General features: G+C 75.2%; 4 protein-coding genes. 1 reads left to right on the forward strand and 3 read right to left on the reverse strand.

The window, feature by feature from the left end:
* Positions 1–87 precede the first annotated feature (87 nt).
* Entirely contained in the window at positions 88–5,337 is a 5,250-nt protein-coding gene (locus ABZ914_RS41285; protein ID WP_500200100.1) for an amino acid adenylation domain-containing protein, read from the forward strand.
* 3 nt (positions 5,338–5,340) lie between these two features.
* Here ABZ914_RS41285 and ABZ914_RS41290 read toward each other — a convergent pair whose 3' ends face one another.
* The 3 genes from ABZ914_RS41290 to ABZ914_RS41300 all read right to left on the reverse strand — a co-directional run.
* Complete coding sequence (locus tag ABZ914_RS41290) at positions 5,341–6,210, reverse strand: ABC transporter permease (RefSeq protein ID WP_500200102.1); 870 nt, start codon at positions 6,208–6,210, stop codon at positions 5,341–5,343.
* A complete protein-coding gene (locus tag ABZ914_RS41295) occupies positions 6,203–7,138 on the reverse strand; it encodes an ABC transporter ATP-binding protein (protein ID WP_500200103.1) in 936 nt (311 codons plus the stop codon). Before ABZ914_RS41295 ends, ABZ914_RS41290 begins: the two co-directional genes overlap by 8 nt.
* A gap of 14 nt (positions 7,139–7,152) precedes the next feature.
* Positions 7,153–8,265: LolA family protein (locus tag ABZ914_RS41300; RefSeq protein WP_500200105.1), on the reverse strand; the 1,113-nt coding region annotated here is incomplete at its 5' end.

An 8,265-nucleotide genomic window follows, 5' to 3' on the forward strand; every position in this document is an offset into this window, starting at 1 on the left:
GCCGGCGGCGGACAGGGCGTCCCGGCCTCCGGCACCGCGGCCCGCCGCGCCGGCTCCGACGCCCCAGGACGGCACGAAGCGCGGGCCGTGAAGTTCGACCTCACGCTGACGGCGGTGGACCGGGGAGCGGAGCTCACCGGGGGGATCCAGTACAGCACCGCGCTGTACGACGCGGCCACGGTCGACCGGCTGGCGGGCCACCTGGTGGTCCTGCTGGGCGCGGTGGCGGCCGACCCGGACGCGCGGGTGAGCGATCTCCCGCTGCTGACCGCCGCCGAGCGCCGGGAACTCCTGGTGACCTCCAACGACACGGCGGTCCCGCTCCCGCGGGCCGGCGGCGTCCACGAACTGGTCAGTGCGCGCGCGGCCGAGTCCCCGGATGCGCCGGCGGTGTTGGCCGCCGACGGGTCGCTGACGTACGCGGAGCTGGAAGACCGGTCGGACCGGCTGGCACGGTACCTGCGCGAGGCGGGCGTGAGCACGGAGACCGTCGTCGCGCTGTGCCTCACACCCGGCGCGGACATGGTCGTCGCGGTACTGGCGGTCTGGAAGGCGGGCGGGGCGTACCTCCCGCTGGACCCCGCGTACCCCGCCGCGCGGCTGTCGTTCTTCGTCACCGACAGCGGTGCCCGGGTGCTGGTGGGGCACCGGTCCGCGGCGGCGGTGCTGCCGGCGGACGCGCTGCCGCCGGTGACCGTGTGGCTCGACGACCCGGCGACCTCGGACCGGCTCGCCGCGACGCGGCCGGGGGACGCGCCGCGGGTCCACCCGGATCAGCTCGCGTACGTGATCTATACGTCCGGGTCGACCGGCGTGCCCAAGGGAGTGCAGGTCAGCCACGGCTCGGTGCTCAACTACGTGGCGCGGTGCCGGGAGGCGTACCCGGGAGTGCGGGGGCTTTCGCTGGTGCACGCGCCGCTCGCGTTCGACGCGGTGGTGACGCCGCTGCACGGGGCACTGGCCGCGGGCGGCTGCGTCCACGTGGCGGCGCTGGACGAGGATCTGCCGGCCCTCAGGGAACGGGTGGGCGCAGGCGACTACACCTTCGTGAAGGTGACGCCCGCCCTGCTGACCGTGCTGACGCAGCTGCCCGCCGAGTGCTCTCCCTCGCTGCAGCTGATGGTCGGCGGGGACCTGGTGCGCGGCAAGGACGTCCAGCTGTGGCGGGACCGCCACCCCGGCGTGGAGGTGGTGGCGCACTACGGCCCGACCGAGACCACGGTGGGCAGCACCGACCACCCGATCGGTGCGGGCGAACCGCCGACGACGGGCGTGGTCCCGATCGGGCGGCCGATCTGGAACACCCGGGTGTACGTGCTCGACGGGCAGCTGAACCCGGTGCCGGTCGGGGTGGCGGGCGAGCTGTTCATCGGCGGTGCCGGGGTCGCGCGCGGCTATCACGGGCGCGCGCCTCTCACCGCGGAGCGGTTCGTCGCCGACCCGTTCACCGGCCGTGGCGAGCGGCTGTACCGGACCGGGGACCGGGTGCGGCGGCGGGCCGACGGCGTACTGGAGATCCTCGGCCGGACCGACAACCAGCTCAAGGTGCGCGGATTCCGGATCGAGCCGGGCGAGGTCGAGGTGGCGCTCGCGGCGCATCCCGCGGTGGCCTCGGCGGTCGTCGACGCGTTCGGGACCCAGACCGGGGCGCGGCTGGCCGCCTGGCTGGTGCCCGCGGATCCGGCCGCGGGACTGCCGGCCGCCGGCGAGCTGCGGCGGTTCCTGGCTGGGCGGCTGCCCGACTTCATGGTCCCGTCGGTGTTCACGGAGCTGTCGTCGCTGCCCCTCACCCCCAACCAGAAGCTGGACCGGGCCGCCCTGCCGCCCGTGGACGCGTCGCGTCCCGATCTGGCCGGCTCGTACGTGCCGCCCGCCACGCCGGCCGAGGAGCTGCTGGCCGGCGTGTGGGCGCAGGTGCTCGGCCTGGACCGGGTCGGCGCGCAGGACGACTTCTTCGAACTGGGCGGGCATTCGCTCCTGGCGATGCAGGTGATCGCGCGGGTGCGCGAGGTGTGCCGGGCCGAGGTGCCGGTGGCCGTCCTCTTCGACCACCCGACCGTGGCGGGCCTGGCGGCGGCGGTCGAGACGACGGCCGCGCGCGCGGTGGCGCCGCCGCTCGAGCCCGCCCGGAACGGAGGGCGCTCGCCGCTGTCGTTCGGTCAGCAGCGGCTGTGGTTCCTGGACCGGATGGAGCCCGGCTCGATCGAGTACAACATCACGATGCCGGTGCTGCTGGGCGGCGAGCTGGACGTGGCGGCGCTGGGCGCGGCCCTGTCCGCCGTGGCCCGCAGGCACGACGTCCTGCGGACGCGGCTGGCCGCCGGGCCGGACGGAGTGCCGTACCAGGAGGCCGGTCCGCCGGTGCCGGTGCCGCTGCCCGTGCTGGACGTCTCGGGCGCCGCCGAGCCGGACGCGGCGGCGCGGGACCTGCTGGCCGAGGGAATGTCCGACCCGTTCGACCTGGCGGCCGGCCTGGTCTTCCGGGCGTGCCTGGTGCGGCTCGCCGCGGACCGGCATCTGCTGGCCGTGTCGGTGCACCATGTGGCGTTCGACGAGTGGTCGGGGCCGGTGCTGCGGCGCGAGCTGGGTGCGTTGTACGAGGCGTTCCGGCGGGGCGAGCCGGATCCGCTGCCGCCGTTGCCGGTGCAGTACGCGGACTTCGCGGTGTGGCAGCGTGGGTGGCTGACCGGCGAGGTGGTGGACTCCCAGCTGGCCTACTGGCGGGAGCGGCTGGCCGGCGTGCCGGTGCTGGACCTGCCGACCGACCGGCCCCGCCCGCCGGTGCGGTCCCCGGAGGGCGAGTTCATCCGGTTCACCGTGCCGGCCGAGGTGACCGGCGGCCTGCGCGCGGTCGCCCGTACGGGTGGCGCGACGATGTTCATGACGCTCCTGACGGCCTTCATGGTCCTGCTGCGCAGGTACACCGGTCAGGACGACGTGGTGGTGGGGACGCCGGTGGCGAACCGGGATCGGGCCGAGACCGAGGGCCTGATCGGGTTCTTCGTGAACACGCTGGTGATGCGCGCGGACCTGTCCGGCGACCCGACGTTCGCCGAATTGCTGGAGCAGGTCAGAGGCACCGCGCTGGACGCCTACGCCCACCAGGACCTGCCGTTCGAGCAGCTCGTCGACGAGCTGGTCACTGAACGGGACCGCTCCCGCACCCCCCTCTTCCAGGTGCTGCTCAACTACGTCGCGCTCACCGCCGAACCCGGCCGCCGCGACGGCGGCCGTGACGGCGACCCCGGCGCAGGGGCGACGCGGCCGGACGACGGCATCGCCGCCGGCATGGTCGCCAAGTTCGACCTGCGGCTGATGCTGGGGGAGGAGCCCGGCGGTTCCCTGACCGGCGCGCTGCACTACAGCACGGCGCTGTTCGGCGCCGACACGATCCGCCGGATGGCGGGCAACCTGGGCGTCCTGCTGGCCGATGTCGCGGCCCGCCCGGGCACCCCGCTGTCGCGGCTGCCGCTGCTGTCCCGCGCCGAACGCGACCAGCTGCTGCGCGGGCGGAACGACACCTCCGCTCCGGTCCCCGCGGCGAGCGGGCTGCACCAGCTGATCGCCGAGCGGGCCGGAGAATGCCCGGACGCGGTGGCGATCGCGTTCGGCGACCGGCAGCTGACCTACCGGCGGCTGACCGCCCGGGCGGCCGGGCTGGCCGGCTACCTGCGCGACGCCGGAGCCGGCGGCGAGACCGTGGTCGGCCTGTGCCTGGACCGCGGCATCGACATGATCGTGGCGATGCTGGCGGTGTGGCAGGCCGGCGGTGCCTACCTGCCGCTCGACCCCGAGTATCCGCCGGACCGGCTGGGCCACATGCTGGCCGCCAGCAAGGCCAGCATGGTGGTGGGCACGGCCGAGGCGCTGGAGAACCTGCCCGCGGTCCGGTCGCGCATGATCGAGATCGACGGCCCGGCGGTGCGGGCGGCACTGGCCGGCGACCCGCCCGCTCCGCGGGTGGACGTCCACCCGGACCAGCTCGCCTACGTGATGTACACCTCCGGCTCCACCGGCGCCCCCAAGGGCGTGGAGGTCACCCATCGCGGGCTGGTCAACTATGTGAGCTGGGCGCCCCGCCGGACCGGGCTCGGCGAACCGGGACACCGGTACGCGCTGCTGCAGCCGGCCGTCACCGACCTCGGCAACACCGTGATCTTCACCAGCCTGGTGGCCGGCGCGGCGCTGCACGTCATGGACGCCGGCGCGGCCACCGACCCCGCCGCGGTGGCCTGGTTCGTCCGGGCTCACGGCATCGACGGGCTCAAGGCGGTGCCCTCGCACCTGGCCGCGCTGGCCTCGGACGGCGGGCCCGCCCGGCTGCTCCCGGCGCGGTCGCTGGTGCTGGGCGGCGAGGGCGCCCCGGCCGCCTGGGTCGCCGACGTGCTGGCGGCGGCGGGCCCCCGGGACGTCGTGAACCACTACGGGCCGACCGAGACCACCATCGGCGTGGTCACGCTGCGGCTGTCGTCCGGGCATCTGGACGGCGGAACCGTCCCGATCGGATCCCCGGTCGCCAACACCCGGGTGTACGTGCTCGACGCCGACCTGAACCCGGTGCCCGCCGGTGCGGTGGGCGAGCTGTTCATCGGCGGCGCGCAGGTCGCCCGCGGGTACGCCCGGCAGCCCGCCCTGACCGCCGAGCGGTTCGTCGCCGATCCCGTCGCCGCCGACGGCGGACGCGTCTACCGGACCGGCGACCGGGCGCGGTGGCGGCCCGGCGGCGTGCTGGAGTTCCTCGGGCGGGCCGACCGCCAGGTGAAGGTGCGCGGCCACCGGATCGAGCCGGGCGAGGTCGAAGCCGCCCTGACCGCGCACCCGCGGGTGCGCTCGGCCGTCGTGGTCGCCCGCGGCGAGGGCGGCGAGCGCCTCCTCGCCGCCTACCTGGTGGCCGCGGACGCCGGCGGCCCGCCGACCGTGGAGGAGCTGCGCGAGCATCTGCGCGGACGGCTTCCGGAGTTCATGGTCCCGGCGCTGTTCACCGAGATCCCGGCGGTGCCGCTGACCCCCACCGGCAAGCTCGACCAGGCGGCGCTGCCCGGCCCGCAGGACGGCCGGCTGCGTCCCGCCACCGGCGGCGCCGAGCCGTCCGGCCCGACCGAGACCGAACTCGCCGGGATCTGGGCCGCGATCCTGAACCAGGACCGGGTGGGCGTGCACGACAACTTCTTCGACCTGGGGGGCCATTCGCTCCTCGCCATCCAGCTGATCTCCCGGATCCGTGAGGCGTTCGGGGTCGACGTCCCGATCGCGGAGGTGTTCGACAAGCCCACCATCGCCCAGCTCGCCCTGGTCGTCGACGGCGACGGCGCCGACTACGAGGAGTTCGAGCTGTAGCGGTCAGCCCGTCGCGTCGGCGGTGCTGAACCTGGCCCATGCGATCGAGCAGAACAGCACCAGGTACGCCCCGAACGAGAGGAGCCCGTGCAGGACGCCCGCCGTGTCGGCGGGCTCCCGCAGCAGCGCGTCGAACGAGGTCCACCAGTGGGTCGGCAGGTACGGGCGGACCGCGGCGAACTGCAGCACGTTGTCGGCGACCTCGCTGGCGACGACCAGGACGGTGACGGCGGCGACGGCGCCGATCGCGTGCTCGGTGAAGGTCGAGACGGCCAGGCCGATCGCGCCGAGCGACGCCATCCCCGCCGCCACGTACAGCGTGACGAGCAGCAGCCGGAGGATCCCCTCGACCAGCGGGACGGAGGTTCCCGACAGCAGCGTCACCGGCCCCAGCGGGAACAGCAGCGCGCCGGTGGCCAGCGCCACCGCGGTCACGGCGAACGTGACGGCGGTGCCGAACACGACGATCACGGCGTACTTGACGGTGAGCAGCCGGGTGCGCCCGGCCGGCACCGCGAGCAGGTACCGCAGCGTCCCGGAGCCGCTCTCCCCGGCGATCGAGTCCCCGGCGACCACGGCGACCGCGAAGGGCATGATCAGGGTGACCAGCAGGGCCAGCGCCATGAAACCGAGGAAGATCCCGTTCCCGGTGAGCTGGCTGAAGAACGCCACGTTCGGCCCCCCGGTGGCGCCCGGCGGCGGTGCCTGCGCGCGCATCCCGATGCCGATGGCGACCGGGAAGACGGCGACCACCGCGAGGAGCAGCTGATTGCGGCGCCGCCCGAAGACCAGCCGCAGCTCGGAGCGGAACAGGCGGAGCCAGGCGCGAACCGGCGCCGGCGTCCCCGCCGCGGGCGTCGTGACCTCAGTCATCGACCTCGAACCCCTCCCCGGTGAGCCCGACGAACAGGTCCTCGAGCGCGGGCGCGGTGACGCCGAAGCCGCGGACGCCGACCCCGGCGGCGACCAGCTCGGCGCAGATCCGCTCGGGCTTGTCGTCCGCGAGGTCCGCCGACACCTCGTCGCCGGCGGCCCGCACGCCGGCCAGGCCGAGCCGGGTGAGCACCGCCTCCGCCGCCGCGGGACGGGCGGTCTCCACCCGGACCCGCACCGCGCTCGTGGCGCGCAGGTCCGCCAGCGAGCCCTGGAAGGCCAGCCCGCCCGCGCGCATGACGCCGACGTGGGTGCAGACCTGCTCGACCTCGGCGAGCAGGTGCGAGGAGACGAAGACGGTGACCCCGCCGGCCGCGATGTCCCTGATCAGGGCCCGGACCTCGCGGGTGCCCTGCGGGTCCAGGCCGTTCGTCGGCTCGTCCAGGACGAGCAGGTCCCGGGGCCGCAGCAGCGCGGCGGCGATCGCCAGCCGCTGTCTCATCCCGAGCGAGTAGTGCTGGTACCTCTTCCTCGCCGCGGCCGTCAGGCCGACCCTGTCGAGCGCCTCGGCGACCCGCGCGGACGCGGTCCGGGGATCGGCCGTCCGGCCGGCCGCGTCGTACCGCAGGAGGTTGTCGCGGCCGGTCAGGAACGGGTAGAACGCGGGGCCGTCGATCAGCGAACCGACCCGCGGCAGCACCGCGGGCGCCGCGGCGGGCATGGGGGAGCCGAGCAGCGTGACCGTGCCGCCGGTGGGGAAGACCAGCCCGAGCATCATCCGGATCGTGGTCGTCTTCCCCGATCCGTTCGGGCCGAGGAACCCGTACACCGAGCCGCTCGGTACGGCCAGGTCGAGGTGGTCGACGGCGACCTGGCCGTTGCCGAACCGCTTGGTGAGCCCGTCCGATGCGATGGCCCACGTGTCCATTCCGGCTGGTCCGGTCACTTGCCGGGGGCCGGGGTCGCCACGTGCCGCCATGGCTGCGACTCGGCCTTGCCGATCCGCCCGACCGCCTGGTAGAGGACGTCGGGTGCGACCGCGCCGGCCAGGACGTGCCCGTTGCCGGTGAACAGGACGGAGAGCACGCCGGTCCGCAGCAGGCGACCGCTGCCCCACGCTCCGCGCACCGGCTCGGCGAACCGCTCCAGTGAGCTCAACGCCGTTCCCGGGTCCAGGTCGGGCGACGCCGCGGGCCCGTTCGCGGGCGCCTTGACCGACGCCTTGTCGGAACCGCTGAACGGTGCGCGCCCGCCCTTGGACGCGCCGCGGGCCGCCGCGGGCACGGACGACTCGGGCAGGTCGGCGACGGCGAGCCAGCCGCTGCCGATCAGGCCCGTCCCGCCCAGGAGGGGGACGCCCTGGGTGGCGTCGGCGGTGCCCTTGCCTGAACCGGCGTTCCCGCTGCGCCGGTCCTGCCCCTGCAGGACGGTCGCCCCGGCGGGCGGGCGGAAGGCGAAGCGCGTGGACGGCCGGGCGAACGAGACCGAGCTGTAGCCCACGCTGAAGGCGGGGGCGGTCGCGCCCTTCCCGTACACCTGCACCCGCAGCGGCACGTCGCGGGCACTGTCGATGGCGATGCGCACCGTGCCGATCAGCGAGCCGCCGCTCTTCGGCGCCAGCACGAGCTGGTAGGCGGGCCGGCCGGCAACCGTCACCGGCGCGGCGGTGGTCACCGTCGTGGTCGGGCCGGCCTTGGCGAGCGCCTGCTCGGCGGCCTGCTGCGGCGTGACCGGCAGGGGCGTGGCGGGCGGCGCCTGCGCGTCGGCAGGCAGTGCCGTGTGGACGGCCTGGTTGGCGGCGCTGTCCCACAGCCACAGGCTGCCGCCGTTCCTGACCAGGTCGAACTCCTTCATGCGCTGCGGCAGTTCGAGCCGGTAGTGCGCCGGATCCGCGTACCAGACGCGGATCGTGTTCGATCCGGCGAGCAGCGACTGGAGCGGGGACGCGCCGGCCGCCGGTGGCGGCGACGGAAGGCCCAGCGACGCCGTCTCGCTGATCGTCCCGGACAGCGGCGGCACGGACGCCCGGCCGGCGACCGCGGCGAGGAGCTGCCC

The sequence above is a fragment of the Spirillospora sp. NPDC046719 genome (assembly GCF_040645715.1).
Classification (GTDB): domain Bacteria; phylum Actinomycetota; class Actinomycetes; order Streptosporangiales; family Streptosporangiaceae; genus Spirillospora.